General features: G+C 51.0%; 27 protein-coding genes. All 27 read right to left on the bottom strand.

What is annotated here, in order from left to right; genetic code table 11:
* Positions 1-2: 2 nt before the first annotated feature.
* The 27 genes from FTV88_RS04295 to FTV88_RS04165 all read right to left on the bottom strand — a co-directional run bounded on the left by FTV88_RS04295 (position 3) and on the right by FTV88_RS04165 (position 25,239).
* Positions 3-272, bottom strand: coding sequence for an AtpZ/AtpI family protein (locus FTV88_RS04295; RefSeq protein WP_153724549.1), 270 nt, complete (start codon positions 270-272; stop codon positions 3-5).
* A gap of 350 nt (positions 273-622) precedes the next feature.
* On the bottom strand, positions 623-1,777 hold the full coding sequence (gene wecB, locus FTV88_RS04290) for a non-hydrolyzing UDP-N-acetylglucosamine 2-epimerase (RefSeq protein ID WP_153724548.1): 1,155 nt from the start codon (positions 1,775-1,777) through the stop codon (positions 623-625).
* An 89-nt stretch (positions 1,778-1,866) separates the two neighbouring features.
* Positions 1,867-2,424 carry a deoxycytidylate deaminase gene (locus FTV88_RS04285; protein WP_153724547.1) on the bottom strand — a complete coding sequence of 186 codons (558 nt, stop codon included), beginning with the start codon at positions 2,422-2,424 and terminating at the stop codon, positions 1,867-1,869.
* 45 nt (positions 2,425-2,469) lie between these two features.
* Entirely contained in the window at positions 2,470-3,099 is a 630-nt protein-coding gene (gene upp / locus FTV88_RS04280; RefSeq protein WP_153724546.1) for a uracil phosphoribosyltransferase, read from the bottom strand.
* Between the two features lie 70 nt (positions 3,100-3,169).
* Positions 3,170-4,417, bottom strand: a complete 1,248-nt coding sequence (glyA, locus tag FTV88_RS04275) for a serine hydroxymethyltransferase (protein ID WP_153724545.1) — start codon at positions 4,415-4,417, stop codon at positions 3,170-3,172.
* Between the two features lie 58 nt (positions 4,418-4,475).
* Complete coding sequence (locus FTV88_RS04270) at positions 4,476-5,018, bottom strand: TIGR01440 family protein (RefSeq protein WP_368277498.1); 543 nt, start codon at positions 5,016-5,018, stop codon at positions 4,476-4,478.
* Positions 5,019-5,073: 55 nt separating this feature from the next.
* Positions 5,074-5,553, bottom strand: coding sequence for a ribose 5-phosphate isomerase B (gene rpiB, locus FTV88_RS04265; RefSeq protein ID WP_153724543.1), 480 nt, complete (start codon positions 5,551-5,553; stop codon positions 5,074-5,076).
* A 156-nt stretch (positions 5,554-5,709) separates the two neighbouring features.
* Positions 5,710-6,183 (bottom strand): low molecular weight protein arginine phosphatase, encoded by a 474-nt coding sequence (locus tag FTV88_RS04260; protein ID WP_243137301.1) that lies wholly within the window; start codon positions 6,181-6,183, stop codon positions 5,710-5,712.
* Positions 6,184-6,248: 65 nt separating this feature from the next.
* A complete protein-coding gene (locus FTV88_RS04255) occupies positions 6,249-6,851 on the bottom strand; it encodes a manganese efflux pump MntP (protein WP_153724542.1) in 603 nt (200 codons plus the stop codon).
* A gap of 101 nt (positions 6,852-6,952) precedes the next feature.
* Positions 6,953-8,038 (bottom strand): L-threonylcarbamoyladenylate synthase, encoded by a 1,086-nt coding sequence (locus FTV88_RS04250; RefSeq protein ID WP_153724541.1) that lies wholly within the window; start codon positions 8,036-8,038, stop codon positions 6,953-6,955.
* Positions 8,039-8,080: 42 nt separating this feature from the next.
* On the bottom strand, positions 8,081-9,019 hold the full coding sequence (prmC, locus tag FTV88_RS04245) for a peptide chain release factor N(5)-glutamine methyltransferase (RefSeq protein ID WP_153724540.1): 939 nt from the start codon (positions 9,017-9,019) through the stop codon (positions 8,081-8,083).
* An 88-nt stretch (positions 9,020-9,107) separates the two neighbouring features.
* Entirely contained in the window at positions 9,108-10,175 is a 1,068-nt protein-coding gene (gene prfA, locus FTV88_RS04240) for a peptide chain release factor 1 (RefSeq protein ID WP_153724539.1), read from the bottom strand.
* Between the two features lie 538 nt (positions 10,176-10,713).
* On the bottom strand, positions 10,714-10,911 hold the full coding sequence (gene rpmE, locus FTV88_RS04235; RefSeq protein WP_153726504.1) for a 50S ribosomal protein L31: 198 nt from the start codon (positions 10,909-10,911) through the stop codon (positions 10,714-10,716).
* A 122-nt stretch (positions 10,912-11,033) separates the two neighbouring features.
* Positions 11,034-11,930 (bottom strand): peptidoglycan DD-metalloendopeptidase family protein, encoded by an 897-nt coding sequence (locus FTV88_RS04230; RefSeq protein ID WP_153724538.1) that lies wholly within the window; start codon positions 11,928-11,930, stop codon positions 11,034-11,036.
* Positions 11,931-12,052: 122 nt separating this feature from the next.
* On the bottom strand, positions 12,053-13,045 hold the full coding sequence (glpX, locus tag FTV88_RS04225) for a class II fructose-bisphosphatase (RefSeq protein WP_153724537.1): 993 nt from the start codon (positions 13,043-13,045) through the stop codon (positions 12,053-12,055).
* Positions 13,046-13,289: 244 nt separating this feature from the next.
* The gene (fsa, locus tag FTV88_RS04220) at positions 13,290-13,937 is read right to left on the bottom strand and encodes a fructose-6-phosphate aldolase (protein WP_153724536.1); all 648 of its coding nucleotides are present in this window, start codon (positions 13,935-13,937) and stop codon (positions 13,290-13,292) included.
* Between the two features lie 274 nt (positions 13,938-14,211).
* Entirely contained in the window at positions 14,212-15,066 is an 855-nt protein-coding gene (locus FTV88_RS04215) for a class II fructose-1,6-bisphosphate aldolase (protein WP_153724535.1), read from the bottom strand.
* Between the two features lie 178 nt (positions 15,067-15,244).
* Complete coding sequence (locus tag FTV88_RS04210) at positions 15,245-15,913, bottom strand: hypothetical protein (RefSeq protein ID WP_153724534.1); 669 nt, start codon at positions 15,911-15,913, stop codon at positions 15,245-15,247.
* Between the two features lie 171 nt (positions 15,914-16,084).
* Positions 16,085-16,891 carry a Yip1 family protein gene (locus FTV88_RS04205; protein ID WP_162007893.1) on the bottom strand — a complete coding sequence of 269 codons (807 nt, stop codon included), beginning with the start codon at positions 16,889-16,891 and terminating at the stop codon, positions 16,085-16,087.
* Positions 16,892-16,907: 16 nt separating this feature from the next.
* A complete protein-coding gene (gene sppA, locus FTV88_RS04200; protein WP_243137298.1) occupies positions 16,908-17,861 on the bottom strand; it encodes a signal peptide peptidase SppA in 954 nt (317 codons plus the stop codon).
* Between the two features lie 27 nt (positions 17,862-17,888).
* Positions 17,889-19,049, bottom strand: coding sequence for an alanine racemase (gene alr, locus FTV88_RS04195; RefSeq protein WP_153724532.1), 1,161 nt, complete (start codon positions 19,047-19,049; stop codon positions 17,889-17,891).
* A gap of 30 nt (positions 19,050-19,079) precedes the next feature.
* The gene (locus FTV88_RS04190) at positions 19,080-20,150 is read right to left on the bottom strand and encodes a lipid II:glycine glycyltransferase FemX (RefSeq protein ID WP_153724531.1); all 1,071 of its coding nucleotides are present in this window, start codon (positions 20,148-20,150) and stop codon (positions 19,080-19,082) included.
* Positions 20,151-20,278: 128 nt separating this feature from the next.
* Entirely contained in the window at positions 20,279-21,889 is a 1,611-nt protein-coding gene (gene pyrG / locus FTV88_RS04185) for a CTP synthase (RefSeq protein WP_153724530.1), read from the bottom strand.
* Between the two features lie 88 nt (positions 21,890-21,977).
* Positions 21,978-22,334, bottom strand: a complete 357-nt coding sequence (gene rpoE, locus FTV88_RS04180) for a DNA-directed RNA polymerase subunit delta (RefSeq protein WP_162007892.1) — start codon at positions 22,332-22,334, stop codon at positions 21,978-21,980.
* 50 nt (positions 22,335-22,384) lie between these two features.
* A complete protein-coding gene (gene argS / locus FTV88_RS04175) occupies positions 22,385-24,070 on the bottom strand; it encodes an arginine--tRNA ligase (RefSeq protein WP_153724528.1) in 1,686 nt (561 codons plus the stop codon).
* Entirely contained in the window at positions 24,057-24,500 is a 444-nt protein-coding gene (locus FTV88_RS04170; protein WP_153724527.1) for a YwiB family protein, read from the bottom strand. Before FTV88_RS04170 ends, argS begins: the two co-directional genes overlap by 14 nt.
* A 25-nt stretch (positions 24,501-24,525) precedes the next feature.
* Positions 24,526-25,239, bottom strand: a complete 714-nt coding sequence (locus FTV88_RS04165) for a Crp/Fnr family transcriptional regulator (RefSeq protein ID WP_243137449.1) — start codon at positions 25,237-25,239, stop codon at positions 24,526-24,528.
* Positions 25,240-25,270: the final 31 nt, after the last annotated feature.

Genomic DNA, 25,270 nt, shown 5'->3' with positions numbered 1-25,270 from the left:
TTCTATCCCTTTCCAGCGTCTTCCTCATCTGTTATTCCTTCTCTGTAGAAGTTCTTAATCAGGTAATAGACACCGAAAAACCCGATGACTATGCCTAGGAGTACTCCTATGAGCATAAGCCACGGGTCCGTACCCAATCTGCTGTCACCGTAACGGCCTGCAGCAAAACCTAGATAGACGGCCACGGCTAGTTCTACTCCAATGCTGGAGCCAATGCCTATGGCTTTTAGGACCTGACGCGGTCTGTGCTTGGGACTTTCGTTGTCCCACAAGAGCCATTCCCCCTAAAATGGATGGCCTGCGTAGTTGGCTTTTTTGGAAGTATTCCCTATATTGATGAGGGACATTCCCGTCATTGAACAATTCTACCATTATTTCGCCTTGTACGCAAAGAAAAATATGCAAGAGTTATGTGTAATTTCTATGCAGCTATGGTAGAAATGTGTCAAAAATCTTGCTTTTGCTGTTTTCTTGAACTCAGAATGCCAACATAAGCTATTCGAGGTTACCTTTAAAAATCCTTTTAGAATTTGCAAAAAAATCGTTATTTGCCAAAAAGTCAATGATCGTTATGGCATTGTTGTGACTTTTTATAAAGAAAATTTCTTTTTTTCGGGCTTTTTTACGCGTATTCTTCTGGTAGTTGGTCGCTTTTACGGAAGTGGTATAGGATGGCCTGGGCGATTCGTTGGGAGGCTTTGCCGTCTCCGTAGGGGTTTACGGCGTTGGCCATGTTTTTGTACGCTTCCGGGTTTGTGAGCAGTTCTAGTGTTTCTCTGGCAATGGTTTCTGCTGAGGTGCCGACAAGCTTAACGGTGCCTGCTCGTACAGCTTCTGGTCTTTCGGTGGTGTCTCGCAAGACGAGGACGGGCTTACCAAGAGAGGGGGCTTCTTCTTGCATGCCGCCGGAGTCTGTGAGGATGATATTGGCTTTGTTCATGAGGTTGACGAAGGGCTCGTAATCCATTGGTTCGATCAGCTGAACTCGTGGGTGTTGGCCCAGTTCTTCTTCGACGACGCGGCGGACGGCGGGGTTTTTGTGGACGGGAAAGATGATGGAGGCTTGGCTTCTTTGTTCTAAGACTTGGCGCAGGGCTTTGTAAACTTGACGCATGGGCTCTCCGAGGTTTTCCCGACGATGGGTTGTTACGAGGAGAATCTCTTTTTCTGCAAAATTGACTTTGTTGAGGCTGTCATTATGGAAGCTGTAGTCATGGCGCACTGTTGTTAAAAGGGCGTCGATGACGGTGTTGCCGGTGACGTAAATGCTTTCTGGATCGATGCCTTCGTCTATAAGGTTTTCTCTTGATGTGGCGGTGGGTGAGAAATGGATGTCGGCGATGGAACCCGTAAGCTTGCGGTTCATTTCTTCGGGGTAGGGTGAGTATTTGTTGTGGGTGCGCAATCCTGCTTCGACGTGGCCCACGGGAATTTGTTGATAGTAGGCGCCTAAGGAGGCGATAAAGGTGGTTGTGGTGTCACCGTGGACTAAGACGAGGTCGGGCCGCTCTTGTTCAAAAATGGGCTTGAGGCCGAGGAGGGCTTTGGCGGTGATGTCATAGAGGGTTTGTTCCGGGGCCATGATGTTGAGGTCATGATCTGGTGTAATCTGAAAAAGCTGGAGGACTTGGTCAAGCATTTCTCGGTGTTGGGCCGTGACGGCAACTTTGGAGATAAAATTTTCTGGGTACTTTTCCAGTTCTTTGACGACAGGGGCCATTTTGATGGCTTCGGGGCGGGTGCCGAAGATCGAAAGTACTTTGATCTTTTGGGGCACTTTTTGGAACCTCCCTTATGCTGGGACCTGCCAGGCCCAGATACATTGTTCTTTTTCTATGACTGGTGTTGGTTTTTCTTTGTTCTTCTTTATGGCTCTTGGGGGTTGGTCTTGCTTTCCTCTTGCTTCTCTTCCCAGCGAATGAGTTCTATGCCTGCTTCTTCTAACATGGTAAGGGCCAAGGTGTCGGGGTAACTACCTTGGTAGATGATGCGAGTAAGCTGGGCGTTGATGATCATGCGGGCGCAGAGGACGCAGGGTTGGGTGGTGCTGTAGAGGGTGCCGCCCTGGATGGGGACACCGTAGGCTGCTGCTTGAAGAAGGGCGTTCTGTTCGGCGTGGACAGCTCGACAGAGTTCGTGGCGTTCTCCAGAGGGGATGTTCTGTTGGTTGCGCAGGCAGCCGATGTCCTGGCAGTGAGGGAGTTTTCTCGGTGCGCCGTTGTAGCCGGTGGCGAGGATGCGTTGATCTTTGGTGATGATGGCGCCTACTTTGCGACGGACGCAGGTAGAGCGCTGGGCTACGAGGTGGGCTATTTCCATGAAGTATTGATCCCAACTGGGGCGATCTTCTTGTGTGATTTGATGACTATCTTGCTTTGCCTTTTGATTGGGTAAGGGGGATTTTTTGTTTTTTTCTGGCACCATATCTCTTTTCCCTACTATATGGATTGCTGTTGTCGATTCAGTACTTTATTTTGTTCCGAAAAAGCGGTCCCCGGCGTCGCCGAGACCTGGGACGATGTAGGCGTGGTCGTTCAGTCCCTGGTCTAAGGCGGCGGTGTAGATTTCTATGTCGGGGTGGTCTTTTTGAATGCGTTCTACGCCTTCGGGGGCGGCTACGAGGACGACGAGCTTGATGAGGCGGGCGCCTTTGTTTTTGAGCAGGCTGATGGCGGCGGAGGCGGAACCACCGGTGGCTAGCATGGGGTCGATGAGAATGATTTCTCGCTCTGGGACGTCTTGGGGTAGTTTGCTGAAGTATTCAACAGGTTCTAAGGTATCGGGGTCTCTGTATAGGCCGATGTGGCCGACTCTGGCGGCAGGGATAAGCTTTACGAAGCCGTTGACCATGCCTAGGCCGGCGCGCAAGATGGCAACGACGGCTAGCTTTTTGCCTTCTAGCATTTTGGTGGTGGCTGTGGTGACAGGTGTTTCGATTTCTACTTCTTTGAGGGGGAGGTGGCGCGTTACTTCATAAGCCATGAGCATGGCGATTTCTTCTACGAGTTCTCGAAATTCTTTGGCGCCTTTGTCTTTTTGTCGGATGAGACTTAGTTTGTGTTGGATTAGGGGGTGGTCTAGGATTTGTAGCTTCGCCATCTTTTTTTGCACCTGCCCTTTTGGGTTTTTTCGGGGGCCTCTTGGCGTTGCTTTGGGCTTTATGGATGCTTTAGATTGTTTCGTAGAGGGGGAATTTTTGGCATAGTTCGTTGACGATGTCTTGGGCTTTTTGTTGGGAGGCTTCGTTGCTGTCGCTGAGGCAATGGTCAATGGCTTCGGCGATTTTGACCATGGCTTCTTCGTTCATGCCGCGGCTGGTGGCGGCGGGGGTTCCGATGCGGATGCCGCTGGTGACAAAGGGGCTTTGGGGGTCGAAGGGGATGGCGTTTTTGTTGACGGTGATGCCGACGCTGTCGAGGCGGTGTTCGGCTTCTTTGCCGGTGAGGTCTTTGTTACGTAGGTCAAGGAGCATGAGGTGGTTGTCGGTGCCGCCGGAGACGAGGTTGAAGCCTCTTTCGGTAAGGCTGTTGGCGAGTGTGCTGGCGTTTTTGATGATTTGTTGTTGGTATTCTCGGAAGGATGGATCCATGGCTTCGAGGAAGGCGACGGCTTTGGCGGCGATGATGTGCATGAGGGGACCGCCTTGAAGGCCTGGGAAGATGGCTTTGTCGATTTTGGCTTTCCATTCTTCTTTGCAGAGAATGAGGCCACCTCTGGGTCCGCGAAGGGTTTTGTGGGTGGTGGTGGTGACGAAGTCTGCGTAGGGGATGGGACTGGGGTGCTGTCCTGTGGCGACAAGGCCGGCGATGTGGGCCATGTCAACCATGAAGAGGGCGTCTACTTCGTCGGCGATGGCTTTGAAGCGTTCAAAGTCAAGGGTTCTTGGGTAGGCGCTGGCGCCGGCGACGATGAGTTTGGGGCGGCTTTCGCGGGCAAGGCGGGCTACTTCTTCGTAGTTGATCATGCCGTTATGTTCTTCTACGCCGTAGGAGACGAAGTTGTAATATTTTCCTGATAGGTTAACAGGGGAGCCATGGGTGAGGTGACCGCCGTGGGCGAGGTTCATGCCGAGGACAGTGTCGCCGGGGTTAAGACAGGCAAAGTAGACGCCTAGGTTGGCGTTGGCGCCGGAGTGGGGTTGGACGTTGGCATGGTCGGCACCAAAGAGGGTTTTGGCTCTTTCGATGGCTATGGATTCGATGACGTCGACGTGTTCACAGCCGCCGTAGTAGCGTTTGCCTGGGTAGCCTTCGGCGTATTTGTTGGTGAGTACGGTGCCTGTTGCTTCCATGACGGCTGGGCTGACGAAGTTTTCTGAGGCGATGAGTTCGATGTTCTTTTTCTGTCTAGTTTCTTCTCGTTCGATGGCTTCTGCCAGTTGAGGGTCGATTTGATGTAGGTGTTGCCATTGGTTCATGGGGTTGCACCGTTCCTTTCGTTCTTTCGTGCTCAATGCGTTCCTTTGATTTTAGGCTTTAGTCATAGCAGGCGCGGGGGCCGCCGATGAGTTTGGGGCGGGTGCGGGCGGCTGTGACTCGGGCGTTGCCGATGTGGCGGATGGAGAGGCGGACGGGGACGGCGACGGCTTTGAGGTGCATGCCGATGAGGGTTTCGCCGATGTCGAGGGCGGCGTGGGCTTGGATGGTTTCGATGACGGTGGGGTCGCTGTATTGTTCTATGGCTCGGGCGGCGAGGGCACCTCCGGCGTGGGCGATGGGCTTTACGGTTACTTCTTCAAATTGAGGGTAGCTGTGGAGAAGGGCTCGTTCTACGACGAGGGCCCGGTTGAGGTGTTCACAGCATTGGATGGCAAGGTAGATCTGGTTGTTAAAGGCTGTTTCTTGGAGGGGTTGGAGGATGTTTTTTGCGATTTCTTGGGAGCCTGCTGTGCCGATGGTGGCGCCGGCTACTTCGGAGGTGCTACAACCTACGACAAGGATTTGACCTGGTCTTAGGTTGGAGAGGTGAAGGAGTTCTTCGGCGGCCCATCTTACTTGTGATGCTATGGTCTGTTCCACAAGGTTTCGCATCCTTTTCTTTGCTGTTAGTAGAGTAGTCTATGTCTGGGTGGGGTTATTTGCAACTGCAGCCGTTTTTCTCTATGGCTCTGATTTTCTCGATTCTTCGGGCGTGGCGGTCGCCGGCAAAGGGGGTTTGGAAAAAGGCGGCGACGATTTCGCGGGCAAGGCCCGGTCCGGTGACTCTTTCGCCAAGGGCTAGGATGTTGGCGTCGTTGTGTTCACGGGCCATGCGAGCAGAGAAGGGTTCGGTACAGAGGGCGGCGCGGATGCCGTGGACTTTGTTGGCTGCGATGGAGATGCCGATGCCGGTGCCGCAGACGAGGATGCCATATTGGTATTGTCCCTGGGCGACGCTACGGGCGACGGCTTCGCCAAAGTCAGGGTAGTCTACCGATTCTTCGCTATAGGTTCCTAGGTCGGTGAGCTGCGCTTTTCCGAGTTCGGTGCCGGCTTTTTGTTCGGCTGCGAAGAAGGCGAGGATTTCTTTTTTGAGCTGGAAGCCACCATGGTCACTTCCGATGGCAATTTTCACTGTTTTTCACGCTCCATAAATGCTTGTGCTGTCCAAAGAATGCCTAAATATGATTTTATTCTACAGAGTTTAGCGTTTCCCTTTTCTATTTTTCACATTAACAAATATGAAAAAAACATCGCTTTCACTTGCGCGAAAGCGATGTTTTTAATTTTTTTACATTTGGATTCGATTGATTGCGTTGGCAATGGATGCTTGAAGTTCTTTATAGCACTGGTAGTAGACAGTTTCATCTTGACCGAAGGGGTCGGCAATGTCGCCACTGTCTCCGGTAAATTCTCGGAGTGTGAAGATTTTGGCTCTTGTTGTATCGTCGGTAGCCATTTCGAGGAGCAGTTCTTTTTGGTTCTGGGTCATGGTGAGGATAATGTCTGCTTGTTGGAGTTGTGCTTCTGTGATGGTCGTTGCTCTGTGGTCTTCTAGGTTCAGTCCTTGGGCTAGCATGACCTGACGGGCTTGCAAAGAGGCGGGGCTTTCCTTCCAGGCAAAGGTTCCCGCAGAGAGGACTTGTATGCCTTTTCTCCCCTGTTCTTCTAATAGGGTTCGGGCGATGGTCTGCGCCATAGGACTTCGGCAGGTATTGCCGGTGCAGACGAATAAAAGGGTGAGTTGACGTTTTGTTTGGTCCACGCAAATCCCCTCCTAGTAATACGGTTCTGTGGTCGCTTTCCAGTAACTTTTGACAAACCATAACTCTACCATAATAAAAGCTTAATACCTATACCGATTAAAATCAAGCCTCCAACGACTTGTGCATGGACGCCGAGGGTCGATCCGACTCGTCGTCCGATGAAGCAGCCTAGTACGGTCATGGCGGCGGCGACGATGCCGAAGGTTACGATGGTTTGGATGAGGTCGGCTCCTACGGTTCCAAGGGTGAAACCGACGGTGAGGGCGTCCATGCTGACGCCTGCGGCGAGGACGACGAGTGTGTAGAGGTTGGCGCTAAAGTGGGTTGTGATGGGTTCTGGTTGTATGCCCCCCACTGTGACTCGTCGGTTTCCTCCGATGCCATAGGTGGGACCTTGATCTTTGAACCAGGCTTCGTAAAGAATTTTTCCTCCTAGAAAAAAGAGAATAATGGCTCCAATGATGACGGCCAGTTGCCCTAGAACGGCGCCTAAAGCACCTCCGGCGAGCAGTCCTATCCAAGGCATGATGATGTGAAAGAGGCCAATGATAGCTCCTAGGACGTAGATGTCACGGCGCCGAATCCCTTCTATGCCTATGCCGATGGCGACGGAGAAGGCATCGGCGCCGAGACCGATTGCCAGGATCATGAGGGTCCCTATGTCCATGAGCAACCTCCTGGTTTGTTACGACTTTGGTTCAATTTATTGAGCCACTCTTTTGCTTTACATAGTACGCCTTTTTCAAAAAACTATGGCACGCCACCCTGCTAGTTGTCTTCGTTCCAAATGCGGTCTCCTGCCGCTTTGGTAAGTCGATTCATGAGAGCTAGGCCGATGCCATGGGTGGGGTAGGTTTCGGCGATGATCAGGTTGGCTTCGGTTTCGTCAAAGGCGCGTAAGGCATCGAAGAGGCCGGCTGCGATGTCTTTTAAGTTTTCCCTTGAACCAGCCCGTTGAATCACAGGGATTGCTCCCTTTTCTATCCTATGGTTGCTTTTTTTTGATATGATGCGAAAGCTTTCTTCGGAAATGAAGAGGCCAATTTTTTCTTTGCTTTTTTCGATTCTTTCTTGGATTTTTTCCAGCTTTTTCACTTGTTCTTCCCATGTGCCTGTGAGCAGGTAGAGCGGTGCCTGGGGTGCGTAGTGGGTATATTTCATGCCGGGGGAGCGAGGTGTTTCATCGGTTTCTAGGTTGGCTCTAGTGCCGTGAAGGCCTGGGGCTATTGTTGTGAGCCTTTCCGAGGTGGTGGCTTCGAGCATTTCGAAGGTAATGCCGCCAGGGCGTAGGATGATGGGTTCTGGGCCTGTGGCATCGACGACCGTTGATTCGATGCCGACGCTACAAGGGCCGCCGTCGATGATGGCTGCGATTTTGTTTTCTAGGTCTTTGCTGACGTGATGCGCTCGGGTAGGGCTTGGTTTTCCGGAACGATTGGCGGAAGGGGCCGCTACTGGCAGGCCTGCTGTTTTGATCAGTTCTAGGGCGATGGGATGGTTGGGCATGCGGACGGCTACGGTGTTAAGGCCTGCGGTAACTTCCCGGGGAACGGTTGGGGCGGCTGGCAGGACGAGCGTTAGCGGGCCTGGCCAGAACTTTTCGGCCAGTCTCTGGGCTAGGGGTGGAACGTCGGTGGTGAGTTGGGCTAGGTCTTCGATTTGGGCTATGTGAATGATCAATGGGTTGTCAGAGGGGCGACCTTTGGCTTGAAAGATTTTGTTGACGGCTTGACTGTCGAGGGCGTTGGCACCAAGGCCATAGACGGTTTCTGTGGGAAAGGCGACGAGCTGTCCTTGCTTGAGGAGTTGGGCTGCTTCTGCTATCTGATGGGGCTGTAAGTGTTTTGTTTTCATTTTTTCTGTACCACCGTTTTGGGTATTTTTTTCGAGATTCCTTTATTTGGTTGCGGTGACGATGCGGTCGTGGTTTTGATAGTCTTGGTGAATTTGGATGTTTTGGAAGTTTGCTTGTTGGAGCAGTTCTTTTACGGCTTGGCCTTGGTTGTAGCCGATTTCTAGGGCGATGAGACCTTGGGGGTGGAGTTTTTGGGCGGCTTGGGGGATGAGGCGGCGGTAGAGGTCGAGGCCGTCAGGTCCGCCGTCGAGGGCGCGGTGGGGTTCGTGTTGGCGTACTTCTTTTTGTAGGCTTTTGATGGTGTTGCTTTCGATGTAAGGTGGGTTGGAGACGATGATATGGACTTTTTCTTCTCCCCTGCCCTGTTTTGCTGGTGCTGCGAGAAGATCTCCTTGTTGGAATTGGATAAGGTGGTCGACTTGGTTGCTATTGGCGTTTTCTTGGGCGATGGCAAGGGCTTCTGGGGAGATGTCGATGGCTATGATTTGAAGACTTTTTTTGTCGCTTGTCTTTGTATGGATGTTACTTTTTGTCATAAAGGTATGGGCGATGGAGACAGCGATGACGCCGGAGCCTGTGCCGACGTCGATGATTGTTACTGCTTGTGGGTTTTGGTTTTGTGGCGGTTTCATTTTTTCTAGATGGTGCAAGACGATGGTAACAAGTTCTTCTGTTTCTGGTCGTGGGATAAGAACGGCGGGGGTAACTCGAAAGGGTAGGTTGTAGAATTCTTCTTCTTCTGTGATGTATTGGTGGGGCCAGTTTTGGAGGCGCTTTTGGATGTAGTCTTGCCAGGGTTGCTCTTTTTCTTCTGGAAAGTTGTCGCGAAGGCGCGCGAAGAGGCCTGCGCGGTTTGTCTTTAGCAGGTGGGCCAGGAGGATTTCTGCTTCGAGGCGAGGGCTTTCTATGCCTTTTTGGGCGAAAGAAAAAGCCGCCGTCTGCAGTTTTTCTCCTACAGTCGCCGACTGATTTGTTTTCATCTTTGTTATCCACGGCTTTCGTTTTGTTTTGTAGGAAGTTCACCGAACTGGCGAGGTGGTCATGGAAAGATTTTTCTGACTTTTGTCTTTAATTTTCCATGGCTTTCATTTTTTCGGCTTGTTCTGTGGTGATAAGTCCGTCGATGATTTCTTCTAAGTCTCCTTCTAGAATTGCTTCTAGGCGATGGAGGGTTAGACCGATGCGGTGGTCCGTAACGCGACCTTGGGGGAAGTTGTAGGTTCGAATTCGTTCGGAGCGGTCGCCTGATCCGACCATGGATTTGCGAGCGCTGGCTACTTCGCCGTGCGCTTCTTCTTGTGCTTTTTCTAGGAGGCGAGCTCGGAGGACACGCATGGCTTTGTCGCGGTTTTTGTGCTGTGATTTTTCGTCCTGACAGCTGACGACGACGCCACTCGGTAAGTGGGTGATACGTACGGCTGATTCGGTTCGGTTGACGTGCTGTCCCCCGGCGCCGGAGGCACAGAAGACGTCGATGCGCAGATCGTTCGGGTTAATGTCGATTTCTACGTCTTCGGCTTCAGGTAGTACGGCGACGGTCGCGGCGGAGGTGTGGATGCGTCCGCTTGATTCGGTGCTTGGTACGCGCTGTACGCGATGTACGCCTGATTCAAACTTCATCTTGGAGTAGGCGCCTTGGCCTTCGATGAGGAAGACGACTTCTTTGAAGCCACCAATATCGGTGTAGTTGGCCGAGAGGACTTCTGTTTTCCAACGTTGTGCGTCGGCGAAGCGGCTGTACATGCGATAGAGGTCGCCAGCAAAAAGGGCTGCTTCTTCTCCACCAGTACCGGCTCTGACTTCCATGATGACGTTTTTTTCGTCGTTGGGGTCTTTGGGCAGGAGTAGGATTTTGAGTTCTTTTTCTAAGGCTTCTCTTTTTTCTGTGAGTTCATTGAGTTCGAGGCGTGCCATTTCCTGAATCTCAGCGTCATCTTCTTCAAGCATGGATTTGGCGTCTTCGATGCCTTGGAGGACGCTTTTGTAGGTTCGATAGGTTTCTACGATTTCTGTCATTCCCGATTGGGTTCTGGCGTGGCGTTGCCAGGTCGCTTGGTCGCTGATGATTTCGGGGTCGCTGAGAAGTTGGGTGAGCTCTTCGTATCTTTGTTCTATGGCATCTAGTTTGCTGAGCATTTTTATTTCACCTGTATTCGCAAGTCTAGGGTTGGTGGTTAACACGCAGTAATTTGTGGTGGGGTCAGGCGTTATGATTTCCTTCCGAACGGACTCATCCCACGCCATAGGCGGCAGCAAGCTGCCGATGGCTGAGGTCTGAAGTCCTCTCTCCAGGAAGTCATAACGCCTGACCCAGGTACATTTTACTGGTTGTGACTGGGTTTGGGCCTATTGCATTGCAAATACAATAGGTAGTTGCGTAAACATAGCAGGACGTGTTACACAAAGGTATGTCAATGGGAGTAACAATCAGTAAAAGCCTTCTGGGCCTGGGCATCACGCTTTCCGCAGCGGGACTTGGGACCTCAGCTGTCGCCAGCTTGCTGGCGGTAACAGCGTGGGACCAGTCCAGAGCGGAGGAAAGCGTGATGACCGGGCCCCTGCAAGCAGTAACCCCTAGGAGGGTTACAAGGTGCGTTGAGGCTCTTGGGTTGTATGGGGTAGATGTAGACGAATAGAAAAAGAGCAGAGCTCGTTATTGGCTCTGCTAGTTGGTTTAGAGTCCGTATTTTTTCTTAAACTTGTCAACCCGTCCACCGGCCTCGATAGCACGGGTTTGACCGGTGTAAAAAGGATGGCACTTGGAGCAAATCTCTACTTTGATTTCTTTGCGGGTTGATCCGAGTTCGAAGTTCTCTCCGCAGGCACAGCTTACTTTACTCCGTTGGAAATTAGGATGGATGCCTTCCTTCACTGGCGTCACCTCTTTCATGTATGACCGAGCCCGTTGTCCAGGCTGTCAGTTTATAGTTAAGATTCACAACGGGCATTATATCATAGTTTTGAAGGATGTGGCAAGAGAATTTTTTTCTGGTTTTAGCGCCCTAGACTGCGAATATGGGCAAGTGGGTTCACGGCTTTTTCATCTATGTGTATTTCTAGGTGAAGGTGAGGGCCTGTGGAGACGCCGGTGGCGCCGACGAGGGCGACGGTTTGTCCTCTTTCCACTTCTTGTCCTACTCGTACGAGGATTCTTGAGGCGTGGGCATAGAGGGTTTTGACGTTGTGGGGATGTTCAATGATGACGGTTTGTCCATAGATGGGTTTCCAGCCTGCGAAGGCGACTTGACCGGCCTGGACGGCACGGATGGGATCGCCTGTATCTCCTGCAATGTCTACGCCATGGTGAAAGGCATTGTTTCTAGGGCCAAAGGGCGATGTGATTCTACCTTGGAGAGGTGGTTGCATTGTGGAGAGGACGGCACCCCGGGAAACGAGTTGATTCCGGTTGTTTGTGCTTTTGCTGGTGCTTTCTGCTCCTGTTTTGACCATGATGAGTTGACCTGGTTGGATAAAAGTTCGAGGGTTGAGGCTGTTCAGGGTAATTAGCTCATCGAGGGTCATGTCGTATTGTCTGGCAATGTGGGTAAGGGTGTCACCTCGGACGACTTTATGTGCTTGGGTTGCTCTGCTTGTGCTTGCTGCCGCGCTTGTTATAGGGTTGCTATTGGTAGTGCTAGGGCTGCTTTTCGAGCTCTCATTGTCAGACAAGGTGTAGATGTTGAAGGTGCGTGTTATTGCTGCTACATTTTCTTTTTGTTGAAGGGGCAAGCTTTCTATAATTGGTTCGCCTTTGAGTAAGCGGAGCAAGGTATCATTGTTAACATAGCTTTCTCCTGCTACGGGGTATAGGAGTTGAATCACCAGGAGGGAAGCTACGAAAAGACCAAAAAGGCTATGTGCCCCTTTTGAGTCTTTTTTTGTCGGTTCCATAAAAAAAATCACCTCGGAATAATCTAGGGTTCCATGGATAGGCTAACCAGATGTTCCATGGCTTATTCCGGGTGAAAGCGTTTTTTGTGGAATTTTTTTCTATTTGGCTGTTTTTGCTTTTTTTATTCTTCTTCGCAGTCGCAGCGGCCTCTGCCGAAGTAGGGTTTCTTCTCGAGTCGGTGGAGGGCGTTGATAAAGCGTACCGTTCCGGTGCGGCCTCGGATGACGACGGTGTGGGTTAGGGCACCTTGTGAGGTGATTTTTACGCCTTTGAGTAAGCTGCCGTCGGTGATGCCGGTGGCGGCAAAAATGACGCCTTCACCGCTTACGAGGTCGTCAAGGAGGAGGATTTTTCTAGGGTCTTCTAGACCCATTTTGCGACAGCGTGCTTCTTCTTCCGGGGAGTCTGGGCATAGACGTGCTTGCATGTCTCCTCCAAGGCAGCGTATGGCGGCGGCGGCGATTACACCTTCGGGAGCGCCACCAATTCCCATCATCATGTCGATACCAGAGTCAGGGAAGGCTGTGGCGACGGCGGGTGCGACATCTCCATCCTGGATGAGTTGGATGCGTGTGCCGACAGAACGGCAGCGACGGATGATTTCTTCGTGCCGTGGGCGATCGAGGATGACGACGGTGAGGTCTTCTACGTCTTTACGCAGGGCTTCTGCGACATTGCGTAGGTTCTGCTCAACGGGTGCATCAAGGTGAACTTTGCCAGCGGCCGCTGGGCCTACGGCGATTTTGTTCATGTACATGTCTGGTGCATGAAGAAGACAACCACGGCGAGCGGCAGCTAAAACGGCAATGGAGCCGTTAAGACCTTTAGCAACGACGCTGGTGCCTTCGACAGGGTCGACGGCAATGTCAAAGTCGAGGTCGCCTGATTCGCAGGTGCCGAGCTTTTCTCCTATGTAAAGCATGGGAGCTTCGTCCATTTCACCTTCGCCGATGACGACGCGTCCATCCATGCGTATGGTGTCAAAGACGGCGCGCATGGCTTCGGTGGCAGCATCGTCGGCGGCGTTTTTGTCGCCTCGACCCATCCAACGAGCTGAGGCCAAGGCGGCGGCTTCGGTGACTCTGGCAAATTCTAGAGCGAGTTCTCTATCCATGGGTGGCTCCTTTCTTAACTGGCGCGGTTTAGTTTGTTGGGGTTACTTCTTGCAAGGGGGGACCTGGTCATCACGCTTTCCTCCGCTCTGGACTGGTCCCACGCTGCTATCGCCAGCAAGCTGGCGATAGCTGAGGTCCCAAGTCCCGCTGCGGAAAGCGTGATGCCCAGACCCAGAGAGTTTTTGCTGATTGTTACTCCCATTGGAGTAGCTCTGCGTGGCAAACGAAACGTCCTTGTGGCAACTACTTGTCTTTCACAGTCTCCCAGTCTTTTAGAAACCGTTCGATGCCGAGGTCTGTGAGAGGGTGCTTGGTCATTTGCTGCAGGATCTTGTAAGGGACGGTAGCGATGTGGGCGCCGGCACGGGCTGATTCGGTAACGTGGATGGGGTGACGAATGCTGGCGGAGATGATTTCTGTGTTGAATTGGTGGATTTCGATGATTTCGGCAAGCTGCTTAATGAGGATCATGCCGTCTTGTCCGATATCGTCAAGTCTGCCGACAAAGGGGCTGATATAGGTGGCGCCGGCTAGGCTGGCGAGAAGGCCTTGGTTGGCCGAGAAGACGAGGGTTACGTTGGTGCGAATGTGCTCTTTGTGCAGTTGGGCTGTTGCTTTGAGGCCTTCGGCGGTCATGGGAATTTTGATGACGATGTTCTGGTGGATGGCGGCAAGCTCTCTCGCTTCGTGGATCATGCCTTCGGCTTTGAGGCTGATGACTTCCGCGGAGATAGGACCATCTACAATATCAGCAATTTCTTCTACGACCTGGCGAAAATTTCGCCCTTCTTTGGCGATAAGGGATGGGTTGGTGGTGACGCCGCTGATTACACCGAGGGCGTTGGCTTCTCGGATCTCGTCGATATTGGCACTGTCTAAAAAGAGTTTCATGTTCTGTTGTCATCGTAGTAGGTCTCGCTTCGGAATCGTTACGTTGTTCGCGCAGCGTTCTTTACGAGGATACGATGACCTGCCCTCCTTTTGAACTTTTCCGTTCCTTCATATCGTTTTCTTGTCCGTTTTCTAAGCCTTACTTTATTCCGCCTTTTTTCGTGCTTTATATTGGGCGTCGATCTTTGAGTTTTATGGAGGTCTGTATTAAAAAGGGTTCCTAGTGACGGAATTGTTGAGCCGTTGGGTGATTGGGTTTGCTTTTTTTATTGCTTTAGGCTTTGTTCGAAGAGCCGAAAAGGCGGATTTTTTCCCGAATGATTTCGCTCATTCTTTCTTTGGCTGGGCCTAGGATTTTGCGGGGGTCGATTTCATTTGGTTTTTGGCTGATGACTTCTCGAACGCCTTCGGTGAAGGCTTCGCGAAGGTTGGTGTCAATGTTGACTTTGCGGACACCGATTTCGATGGCACGGCGTATATCTTCGTCAGGGACGCCGGAGGAGCCGTGGAGTACGAGAGGGACATCGACAAGTTGTTCGATCTTGGCCAGGCGATCGAAGTCGAGTTCGGGTCTTCCTTTGTATTGTCCATGGGCCGTACCGATGGCTACAGCGAGGGCGTCAACACCTGTTTTGTCTACGAAGTAGCGAGCTTCTTCGGGATCTGTAAAGAGGGCGTCCTTTTCGTCGACATGAATGTCATCTTCGGTACCGCCGATTTTACCGAGTTCTGCTTCAACGGAGACACCGACGGCGCGGGCAACGGAGAGAACGCGGTTGGTGAGGGCAATGTTGTCTTCTAAAGCGTGCTTAGATCCGTCGATCATGACAGAGGTAAAGCCGCTGCTGATGCATTGGACGCATTGTTCAAAGCTGGTGCCGTGGTCGAGATGTAGGGCGACGGGAACGGATGTTTTGTCGCCTGCTAAGCGGGCGAGGGCTACGATATAGTCAAGTCCGGCATACTTGATGGCTCCCTGAGAGGCTTGTATGACGACGGGTGCTCTTTCGGCTTCGGCAGCCATGATAATGGCTTGTACAATCTCCATGTTGTTGCAATTAAAAGCACCCACTGCGTATTTTCCTTCTTCTGCTTTCGCCATAAGTTCGGCCAGTGTTACCATTGGCATAGTTCTATTCCTCCTTGGTATTTATTGTGCCCCTGTTAGGGATGTTTCTTTGTGAGTTACTATTTTCCTTTTATGGTTATTTTGATGATTTTATGCCATCTTATTCCTTTGTTCTGGGTCATAATAAAACCACGGGCACTTACTTACTATTGTCTTCACCCGCGGTTTTCTTGTGCTGTTATGGGGATTTTTTGCTTCTGCGGCCTCTGGCTCTTCGATTGCGGGAATGTGGTGCGGAAGGGTCTTCTATTTGCATTTCTTTTACCCTTTTGATCATTTGAAGGTCATGATCTGATTCGGCATAGCAAACTTGGTTGTTACTGCAGGCTTCACAGCGTAGCTCGACGCGATCGGGGTAGATGTCGACGCTGATCTGCTGGCTTTCACAACTGCAGGTGAGTCTCCCATTCTCGGTGAGACTGTGTAGTGAATCGAGTACGCCGTACATGACTTCAGGGTTCTCAAAATATTCTACGACACCAAGATTTTCTGCCATTTCACGAAGTGATTTATCTTGCTTCATGATGGCCGCTTTGACTTTGTCACGGGGACCGATAAAGCCTATTTCGACAAGATTTTCTTCACATTGTAGAACAAGTAGTTGTTGAGACCACAGTTGGTCTCGTAAGTACCAGAAGAGGTGCTGGCTTTCGCACATGATGCAGTGAGCTTGTATATAGAAGCGTTTGCGGTCCTTCGTTCCCACCGTCAGCAACCTAGCTCCGCAAGAGCAGTTGATCTGCTGGGTTTTCTGTTGGGAAAATGTAAAGAGTGAGAGTCCGTGAAAATCTATGGCTCCACAGGCCTGGCAGCGCAAGGCGACGATGGTCATGGTGGACACTATCATGTGTATTTCCCCCCTTCCTTATCCCTTTATTTCAACGTTACGGTGCAAAATCCTCCTTCTGTAAGTAAGATGATATTAGCTTTTTATGGAGATGATGGGAAATGAAAAAAGAGACTTGTTCTATGCAAGGCGCATGACAAGTCTCTTTTTTTGGTCTTCTTATTTTGATTTTTATTGAATGCCAGGTAGGCTTCCGATGGCAGGAATGGTTAGGAGGATAAAGACAATCAAGCTGATTGTGGCAATGAGTAGGAGTAGTAGGGGGGCAAAATAAGTTATGGCCGCGCGGATGGTACTGAGTTGGACTGATTGCTTAATGGCAAAGACTTGTAAAATGATAGTCCAGACGGTTAAGGCTAAGATGCCAAGCCACTCTAAGGTTGCGCCTCCTGGCAGGACTTCGCCGAGAAGTCGCAGCGGCGAGGTGAATATGCTCGGCAAAGATGCCAAGCCTAGTGTTACGAGCAAGCCTTTGGCATTGCCTTTTCCGCCGAGGAGTTCGCCGATAAGGTTATAGATACCGGCCATGATAAACCACATGATAAGGCCAAAAAAGGCGCCAACGATGGCAAAGATGGTGGTAAAAACACCGATGAGACCGATTGGCAGGCCTTGTTGTTCTAGTTGCGTCATGTCGCCAGGCCCCATGCTCAGATTGACAATCAGTGAAATTAAAGTACTGATGACGATGACGGCAAAAGCGAGACCGAGGGGCTTTGCTTGCGATGCTCTGGCAAAGGCTTTGTTCGGTTCTGCCAGGACGTTATATATGTAGTCCCAGCTGGTCCAATGGGGTTCTTGCTGTGGTTGGTCTGTCTTGTGTTCTGGTGATTCTAGGGGTGGCGAGGCTGCTGGTGGTGCCGGTGGTGATTCTGGTGCTGTTGTGTCTCTATGGTCTGTTGTTCTATTTTCGAAGGAGGGGTTCTTTTCTACGGGGTTATTGGGTTCCTCCGCTGTGGGAGGTTTTTTTTCTTCCATTTGTTCCTCCTTTACTTTAGCGAATGATAGGCTCCTGTGCTTCGAGCGTTCGCAAGTACTGGGCGAGGTCATTCATGGAGAAGCTGCCACTGCCAAAGTTGCCAAGGGCTGATTGAAAGAACATACCCCAAGGGCTTGTGCGTCCGTATTCTCGAATGTTCGGTTTCCCTTCAATGCCGGCTAGTTGAGCTGCAATTTCTACGGCGTCGTAGAAGTTGCCGAGATCGTCAACGAGTCCGACTTCTTGCGCTTGTCGGCCTGTGAAGATGCGTCCGTCAGCCAGTTGCCGTACTTGTTCTTCTGGGAGGTTACGACCTTCTGCGACAATGTGGACGAATTGTTCGTAGATGTCATCGACCATGGCTTGCAGGAGCTCTTTTTCTGCTTCCGTTCTTTCGCGATTCGGCGAGGTGATGTCTTTGTGGGGGCCGCTTTTGAAGGTTTCGGAGCGGTAGCCGATTTTATCATATAGTTCTTCTAAGTTGACGAGATCGATGATGACACCAATCGATCCTGTGGTGGTGGCAGGGTTGGCTACGATGCGATCGGTTCTTGCAGCGATCCAATAGCCTCCTGAGGCGGCTGTGTCTCCCATGGAGGTGACGACGACTTTGCCGGCCTGGCGTAGGCGATCGACTTCCATGGCGATTTCTTGAGAGGCGGCCGCTGTTCCTCCGGGCGAGTTGATTCGTAATACAACGGCGCGAACGGTTCGGTCTTCGCTTATTTGTCGCAATGTGTCCATGATGCGAGGACCACCTGGTGTGCTCAACAGTCCACCTGATCCGCCTGAAGCGGTGATAAGACCTTCAATGCGCACCACCACAACATCGTTGCTGCCTCCTAGGCCTGTGCGATTTGCGGCTTCCGGACGAGCGCCTCGATCGGTGCCCACGCCTAAGGCGAGTGCTATGATCGAGAAGAGTACGATGGAGATGATGGCGATGACGATGGGCTTTTTGTTAGTCACTCCGATGGGTACCTCCTTCCCTGAATTCTATCCTAGTGCTAGTTCTTGTTTTTCTTGGCTTTCTTGTTCTTTATATACTCTCGGTAGGTTGCTGTTGATGACGGTTCGTCGGGCAGGCAGTTCTACGGTATCGCCGATTTTTATGTCTTTGACAGAGGTTACGTCGATCATGGTGAACTGCATGGCGACTTTGCCTAGGACGGGGACGGTTTTGCCTTTAATGCGCACGTTGCGAGCGAGGCTGCCGATTCCAAAGTAGGCGGCTGTTGTTTTTAATAGGATTTTGGTGAGATCCCAGAGGTTAACGGGAACAGAGATGGGTTCGAGTTGATAGCCATCAATGTAGCCTACAGGGAGTACCGCTATTTTGGTAGGTCTACCTGTAATATGAGCTCTTCCATAGCCTACGCCGTGACCTGATGGAAGGTCTGCGAGGTGGGCAATTTTTGTTTTGAATGACCATGCTTCTTGAAGCGTTGGCGTTTTGTCTGTTGTGACGCCAGGGTTTTGTCCGTAAAGCAGGGTGCCTACGCGGACTGCGTCAAAGTGATATTGGGGGTACGCCAGCGTTGCGGCGGAGTTGGCCACGTGCTTGATTGGTATGGTGGCACCTGCTGCTTCCATGGTATGAATGGCTTCTGAAAAAGCTGCCACTTGCTGGTGAACATAGTTTCCTTTTCCTGTTGTTGCTGTGGCGAGGTGCGTAAAGGCTCCTTCTAAATATAACTCAGGATGGTCTAAAATAGCCTTGGTTATATTGGTGACTTGGAAGGGAAAAAGGCCTGTTCTTCCCAGTCCTGTTTCGATTTTGACGTGGATGGGATAGTTTTGAAGGCCTTTTTGTTGTACTTTTTCGGCGATATTTTCGAGGGATTCTAGGGTGGAGATGGCTGGTGTTAGCTTGTGCTTGATGAGGTTGTCAACGTCTTCTGAGGCCGTCGGGCCCATGACCAGGATGGGGACTTCGATGCCGCTTTGACGAAGTTCGATGCCTTCTTGAACGTGGGTGACGGCGAGGCGGTCGATGCCGTTTTGGATGAGGCAGTGGGAGACTTCTATGCTGCCGCAGCCGTAGGCGTTGGCTTTGACGACGCCGTAGATGATTTTGTTGTTGCCTACGAGTTGGCGCGTTTTTTGGGCGTTGTGGGCTAGAGCGGTGAGGTTTATTTCTATCCAGGTCTGGGGCATCGTTGTATCACGGTCCTTTAGTCGGGATGCTTACTTTCTAACGACGGAGAGGATTTTCCGGATTGTGTTTTGATAGAGCGGTTCTGCCATGTTCCAGAAGTGGTAGTAGAAGGGTTGGTAGATGCGATCGTATTCGCCGATGAAGCCGACGTGGTCGCCGCTGAAGCCTTTCTTGAAGCGGACTAGACCGTAGAGAGGGTGACTTTGGTCTACTTCGTGGCCGGGGACGCCGCGGAAGTCGTAGAGGGTGCAGCCTTGGTTTTTGGCCCAGGTGATCATCTTCCACTGAATGAGGTAGTTGGGCATGACGTTGCGGTGTTCGTTGGAGGAGGCGCCGTAGATGTACCAAGCTTTGTCACCTAGGATGAAGGCGAGGGTGCCGGCGATGACTTGGTCCTGGTAGCGGGCGATGAATAGTTTGGCTTGTCCGGCGGGGACGAGGTTGTCCCAGATTTCTTCGAAGTATTCGTAGGAGCGGATGAGAAATTTATCTCTTGTGGCTGTTACTTTGAGGATGTCGTAGAAAGTGGGTAGCATTTCTCTGCCACAGTTTTCTTCGATGGTGACGCCTTTTCGTTCTGCCAGTCTTATGTTGTAGCGGGTCTTGGAGTGGAAGCGGGCGAAGATTGTGTCGAGGTCATCTGTTATGTCAAGGCGAAAGACGTAGCGAGGTTGTACGCCTTCGAAGCCTTCGCCCGTGTCTAAGGGGCGAAATTGGCGGCTGATGAGGTAGTTTTTCCAGTCTTCGTTCGCGTCGGGGATGTCGGGATCTATTTTTAAAAATATGGCATTTTCTCGCTTAGCCAAGTCTTCTACAGCTTGGAGGAGGCAGTCGGCTGCTTCTGCTTGGGCTGGGTCGATGACGGGGCCTCGGGGGGCGTAGAAGATGTGTTTGCCTAGGGCCGGGATGCGTCGTTTGAGGACGGAGATGGCGGCGACAGGCTTGCCTTGATCTTCTACGAGAAGGCGATGGGGCTGCCAGCCTGTTTTGGCTTTGACGTTGCCCCATTCCCAGGATTGCAGGACGTGGCCTTTGGGGTGGGTGGCCAGGAATTGGTTGAATTTTTCTTTATCTTGAATGGTCAGTTCGTAGGCCTTCAAGGGCTTTACTCCTGCCTTTCTACCTCTTTATTCTTTTCCATTATTTTACGGTAACCATAAAAGGCCTTTTCGAAACCTTTTTATGTCAGGCTGTCGAAGAAGGCCTCTTCAGTGTCTTTTTATTGGGGCTATTTTTTGAGTTGTTCTACGGTGGCGCCGATGAAGTCGCGGAAGAGGGGGTGGGGTCTGTTGGGGCGGGATTTGAATTCGGGGTGGAATTGGGAGGCGACGAACCAGGGATGGTCTTTGAGTTCGATGATTTCTACGAGGCGGCCGTCGGGGGAGGTGCCGGAGATGATGAGACCTGCTTCTTCCATGGCTTCTCGGTAGGTGTTGTTGAATTCGTAGCGATGACGGTGTCTTTCGTAGATGACTTCGTCTTGATAGGCTTCGTAGGTTTTGTTATTTTTGCTGATGCGGCAAGCCCAGAGGCCGAGGCGCATGGTGCCGCCTTTTTCTTCTACGTCTTTTTGTTCTGGGAGAAGGTCGATGACGGGGTGTTCTGTTGTTTCGCAGAATTCACTGGAGTGGGCGTCTTCCCAGCCGAGGACGTTGCGGGCATATTCTATGACGGAGAGTTGCATGCCTAGGCAAATGCCGAGGAGGGGAATTTTGTTTTCTCTGGCGTAGCGGATGGCGTTGATTTTGCCTTCGATGCCGCGATCGCCAAAACCGCCGGGGATTAAGATGGCGTCTACGTCGGCGAGGAAGTCTTCAGCCGGTGCGCCTTCTAGATCGGCGGAGTAGATCCATTTGATTTTTACGGCGGCGTTATGGTAGATGCCGGCGTGGCGCAGTGATTCAGCAACACTCATGTAGGCATCAGGCAGGGAGACGTATTTACCGACGAGGCCGATGGTGATCTGGTGTTTTGGGTTTTTGATTTTGTGGACGAGTTCTTCCCAGTCTTGGAGGTCTGGTTCTTTGCATTCTAGGTTCAGTCTTTCAATGACGATGTCGTCGAGTCCTTCGGCTTTCAGATGTAAGGGCACTTCATAGATGGAGTCAGCGTCAACAAGTTGTATGACGGCATCTGGCTCTATGTCGCAAAAGAGGGCGAGCTTTTCTTCTACTTCCCGAGGGAAAGATTTTTCGGTGCGACAGACGATGACATCGGGCTGGATGCCGATGCTGCGCAATTCTTTAACGGAGTGCTGCGTTGGCTTTGTCTTCAGTTCGCCGGCGGCACTGATGTAGGGCACGAGTGTGACGTGAATGTAGATAACTCTGTTTCTACCGATGTCGGACTTGATTTGTCGAATCGCTTCTAGAAATGGTAGAGATTCGATGTCGCCGACGGTACCGCCAACTTCGGTGATGACGACGTCGGGGTTGTTTTCCCGAGCCATGCGAAAGACCCGCTCTTTAATCTCATTGGTGATGTGGGGGATGACTTGCACTGTTCCGCCGAGGTATTCGCCTTTCCGCTCTTTAGAGATGACGGACCAGTAGATTTTGCCGGTCGTGACGTTGGCTGCTTTGGAGAGGTTGATGTCAACAAAGCGCTCATAGTGGCCTAGGTCGAGGTCTGTTTCAGCGCCGTCGTCGGTGACGAAGACTTCTCCGTGCTGATAGGGGCTCATGGTGCCGGGATCAATGTTGATGTAGGGATCGAACTTTTGGATGGCTACTTTGAGGCCGCGGCTTTTTAACAATCTTCCCAGGGAGGCCGCGGTGATACCTTTGCCCAGAGATGATACGACGCCGCCTGTGATGAAGATAAATTTCGTTTGCTGCATTCCTTATGCCTGCTTTCTTTTAATTCTGCATTTATTCTACCGAAAGTCTATGAAAGGATCAAGAAAAAGCGAGCCTATTCGGCCCGCTCTAGTCTTCATCGCGATTTCTCGAATAATGATTCTCTCTTTCTTGATAGTCTTCGTCATCTCCGCTGTCATTGTCGTCATCGTAATCTTTGTTCAGCAGAGAGAGGCCTACGCCTTTTTCAGACCAGTTCCTCAGTCCCCAAAGGCCATCGCCTAGGAAGACAAAGCGCATATCCAGATTCATCTGGGTGTACAGTCTGGCTACGGCTCTCACATCGTTGCTGGGATCTTCATGTCCCTTCTTCTTAAGCACTTCTGCAATCAGTTCACGAAAGTGAAGGGCTTCGCCTTTTTCTCGTAGCACTTGCACGAGTTGTTCTGCTTCGGAAAATCTCCGACCTAATTCTTGATGATCCATCAATGGGGCCACCAATCCACACTCCCTCATTGTTCATGAAACAGACTATACTACATTCTCTCGGGCGCTGTCAAACCCATCCAGTGTAGTACATTGCGCAAAACGATTCGAGAGTCGTCAACGAGGAGTAGCCTTGCTTGCCGCAGTTCTTTTTCATCGGTGAGGACACGGCAATGGGTGTAAAAACTGTGGAATAGGGATGCAAGCTCTTGGGCGTAGCGAGCCATCCGGTGGGGCTCCATGGTGGTAGCGGCTCGGGCTACTTCATCGGGTAAGTCAGCAATTTTGCGCAACAGTGCTAGCTCGGCGGGATGGGTTAGCAAGGGGTAGTTGATTTCTTCTGATTTGGCTTGCGGTACTGTAAAGCCTGCTTCTTGGGCTGTCCGCAAGATGGAGCAAATGCGTGCATGAGCATATTGTACGTAATAGACGGGGTTCTCGGCCGACTGGCTTTTGGCAAGATCGAGGTCAAAGTCTAGGTGAGAGTCGGCACTGCGCATGACGAAGAAGAATCGGGCTGCGTCTTTGCCTACTTCTTCGACGAGTTCATCGAGAGTAATATATTGGCCTGTACGCTTGGACATGCGCACAATTTCGCCGCCTTTTAGAAGTCGTACAAGCTGCATTAAGATAATGTCCAGTTTGTCGCTGTTGTACCCAAGGGCTTTGACAGCGTTTTTCATGCGCGATACGTGTCCGTGGTGGTCGGCACCCCAGATGTTGATAACCCAATCAAATTGTCGGTCGAATTTATCTTTGTGATAGGTAATGTCAGCGGCAAAGTAGGTGGGAATGCCGTTGGAGCGAACAAGGACTTCGTCTTTTTCTTCACCGAGCGCGGTGGCTTTGAACCAAAGTGCGCCTTCACTTTCATAGATATAGCCGTTTTGTCGCAGTTGTTCCAACGTTTTCTCGATGGCGCCACTGTCATGAAGGCTTTGCTCTGAGAACCAGACGTCATAGGATACGCCAAAGTTTCCGAGGCTTGCTCGGATGCCTTGCAGCTTCTCTTCTAGGGCATGCTTAACGAGAAGTTCACGGCGCAGTTCTCGCTCCATGGGTACGTATTTGTCGCCTTCTTTTTCGATGAGGCGGCTCATGGTATCAATGACGTCTTGACCATGGTAGCCTTCTTCAGGAAAGACGACTTCCTGACCGAGCAGTTCTAAGTAACGCGCCTCTAGTGATTTGGCAAAGTTCTCAATCTGGTTGCCCGCGTCGTTGATGTAGAATTCTTTGGTTACTTCAAAGCCTGCCATTTTGAGCAGATTGGCCAAGGTGTCACCTAAGGCAGCACCGCGGGCGTTGCCCATGTGGAGCAGCCCCGTGGGGTTGGCGCTGACAAATTCAACTTGTACTTTCTTGCCTGCTCCAACGGTTGAGGCGCCGTAGTTTTCGTTTTGCTCTTGTACAGCCGATAGGACATCGTAGAGCCAGTTGTGTTCAAGGGTAAAGTTGATAAATCCTGGGCCGGCTACTTGCAAGTCTTGAACGAGAGTTCCTTTATCATAATGTTGAACGATTTTTTCGGCGATCTGCCGTGGATTCATGCGAGCTTCTTTGGCCATGGTCATGGCGATGTTGGTAGCAAAGTGTCCATGTTGTTTTTCTCTTGGTACTTCTAGAGCGATATCAGGTATGTTCTGGAAGTTAATTTCGCCTGCTTGCTGCGCTTTTTGCAGCGCTTCTTGAAGGCCCTCTCGAATCTGTTGTCTTATCTTTTCAACGAAGTTCACGACGGCTTCGCGCCTCCTTTACGATAATTTGTAAGGTGTTATCGCTTAATTTTTTCTTGTCTACTTGTAGTTCGTAGGCTAAGTCGATGGTTCCACCTTCTTGATGCATGGATACTTCGACTTTAGATGGGATTACTGTGAGGTTCAAGGTTCCGTAGGGTGTTGCATAGATGCTATGATTGGCTTTGTTTTTCTCAAAGGTTTGCTTCAGCTCTTGTGCCCCCATGCGATTGAGGGTGATTTTCTGTGGCTCTACTTTTACCGTTGTCGTTGTGCCTTCCATGCCGGTGATTTCTGTTTCTTGGTAGATGATGTAGTAGGATTGATCTCGTAAAAAAAAGGTTCCCGGCGTGACGAGTTCGATCTTATCTACTTCTCCTACGTCGTTTTTTTGTGTGCCTAGCACGGAGACGAGCACTGATTTTTTCATGGGGTCTCCTCTTTCTGTGGTTCTGTTACCATTCGTTAGAAGAACTGTTTTTCCTGCCTCCGCTGGCTCGTTCTCGTAGTTCTTCTATGTCTAAGACGGTGATCTGATGACGGTCTACTTGCAAGATACCCATTCTTTCAAATTCAGCAAGAACTCGTGATACGGTTTCACGGGAGGTGCCAATAAATTGGGCCATTTCTTGCCTCGTTACATTGAAGTTGATGCGTATGCCTTCTTTTTCTTGAACACCATAGTCTCTTGTCATTTTAAAAAGGTGGGCAGCCATGCGTCCATAGGTGTCGAGCAAGGCCAGGTTTTTCATATGGCGGTAGGCTTTACGTAGTCGCAAGGCACTTTGTTGTAAACAGGCCATGGCAACGGGGCTGTAGTTGTTGAGCATTTCTTTGAAGTCTTTGATCGTGAGAAAGGCGGCTCTTACTTCTTCCATTGTTTCGGCCGTATAGGGACAGGCGCCACCGTCAAAAGCGACGATCTCGCCGATGATTTCGCCTTCGCTTACGACAGCGACGACTTTTTCTTGGCCGTCAGGGTTCATTTTGGTGAGCTTTACTTTGCCTTTGAGAATGAAGTAGATGCCATCTTGGCGTTCTCCTTCGTGCATGAGTTGGTTTCTTTTTTTATAGGTTCTTTCGCCGAATTTAGGCGCAATGGCTTGGATTTGGTCTTCGGTGAGTTCTTCTAGGATGGTGATTTTTCTTAGTTGAAGCCAGTTTTCCATGTTCACCAGTCCTTTCTCTCGTTGGCTCGTT

The sequence above is a fragment of the Heliorestis convoluta genome, from assembly GCF_009649955.1.
Lineage (GTDB): Bacteria > Bacillota > Desulfitobacteriia > Heliobacteriales > Heliobacteriaceae > Heliorestis > Heliorestis convoluta.
Note: the sequence above shows the minus strand (reverse complement) of the source record. Positions and strands in the feature narration are given on the sequence as shown.